2 protein-coding genes are annotated in these 1,698 nt (G+C 32.4%); both read left to right on the top strand.

Annotated elements, in window-relative coordinates; all coding sequences use genetic code 11:
• Positions 1-99: 99 nt before the first annotated feature.
• Positions 100-1,113: a TauD/TfdA family dioxygenase gene (locus V7137_RS28395; RefSeq protein WP_335701161.1), complete on the top strand. Its 1,014-nt coding sequence runs from the start codon at positions 100-102 to the stop codon at positions 1,111-1,113.
• Positions 1,114-1,230: 117 nt separating this feature from the next.
• Positions 1,231-1,698, top strand: a 468-nt coding sequence (locus V7137_RS28390; RefSeq protein ID WP_335701160.1) for an MFS transporter, incomplete at its 3' end; no start/stop codon positions are given.

Genomic DNA, 1,698 nt, shown 5'->3' with positions numbered 1-1,698 from the left:
GTTAATTACTTAAGATTCTAAAAATTCAATATTTTGTTTCGAAAGATCTTTAAGTAATAAAAAAGTGATAATGAATCATATTGAGAGGGGAATTTACTAATGAAATCAATTCATACTGAAAAGATTAACCACCCAAGCGCTTGGAAAGGCAGTGAAATCAAAAATGATGATTCATGGATTTATCGTTTGACGTTAGAGGATATTCAAGAGATTGATGGTGCTTTAAGAAACGTTCAAATGAAAGGGCTTTCATTAACTGACACAAATTGTGAGTTTACACCTGAAGATTTCCCGTTACCGAATTTTTCAGCGACAATCGAAAAATTTGCTTATGAAATAGAAGGTGGAAGAGGATTTTTGCTTATTAAAGGTCTTCCAGTTGATCAATATTCAGAAGAAGAGTCTAGCATTATCTATTATGGTTTAGGTCTACATATGGGAACACCTATTACACAAAATTCTGAAGGGCATTTATTAGGACATGTAAAAAGCCAAGGTTTAAATATTGATAATGCAAATGTTAGAGGATACCAAACAAATTCTCATTTACCATTTCATACAGACTTAAGTGATGTAGTTGGATTACTTTGTTTAAATAAGGCAAAATCAGGCGGACATAGTACAATTGTGAGTTCAATGGCTGTCTACAATGAAATGCTAGAAAAACACCCAGAATATTTAGGCATTTTATGTAATGATTTTTATTTAGATAAACGTGGTGAGGAAAACCCTGGTGAGTCACCTGTTCATACAGCTCCGATTTTTAGTGGCCATGAAGGATTTGTTAGCTCTTTATATGTTCGTGGTTATATTGAAAGCGCGCAATTAAAAACAAACAAGCTTTTATCAAAAATTGAAATAGAGGCAATGGATATTTTAGATTCAATTTTAGTGCGAGAAGATATGAGACTAGATATGGATCTTGAGCCTGGTGATATTCAATTAATTAACAACTTTACTATTCTTCATTCACGTACAGAGTATGTAGATTATGCAGAACCTAAGCATTGGAGACATTTATTGAGATTATGGATAAATTTACCGAATGCAAGACCAATTTCTCCTTCAATTGAGTTTATAAGAGAAGGGTTTAAACCAAGAATAAATGCATAAAAAGCTTTTTTAAAAAACATAGGAACGTTTTGAAAACGTTCCTGTTCTATTGGATTGAAAGTATTGAATTAGTCTGTAAGTAAAATTATCTTCTTAACTCAAAGGAGTTGATCTGTTATGAGCAAAAGAAAAAATAATGAACTACTAAACCAGACGAATATGAAAACATCTAGATATGCTTGGGTTATGATGTTATTTCTATTCTTTTTAGCATTTATAAATAATTTAGATAAAGCTGTAATAGGGATTGCATCAGTACCAATTATGAAAGAGTTACACTTAAATCCAACTGAGTGGGGGCTTGTAGGAAGCTCTTTCTATTGGCTATTTGCAATATCAGCGATTGTAGTTGGTGGTATGGCTGATACTCGCAGCTCTAAAAAGTTAATAATCTGGTTATGTATTATTTGGGCTTCTGTACAATTTTTAACATTAGTCATTATTGGACTACCTTCTTTAATATTTACAAGAATTGTATTAGGAGCCGGTGAAGGTCCTGCAATTGCTGTTGCAGCCGTGGTTATTGGAAAATGGTTACCAAAAGAGAAATATGCAATTGGTTTTGCATTTATCTTTCTAGGAACG

The sequence above is a fragment of the Neobacillus drentensis genome, from assembly GCF_036962765.1.
Taxonomy (GTDB): domain Bacteria; phylum Bacillota; class Bacilli; order Bacillales; family Cytobacillaceae; genus Neobacillus; species Neobacillus drentensis_C.
This window is presented reverse-complemented; position numbering and strand designations above follow the sequence as displayed.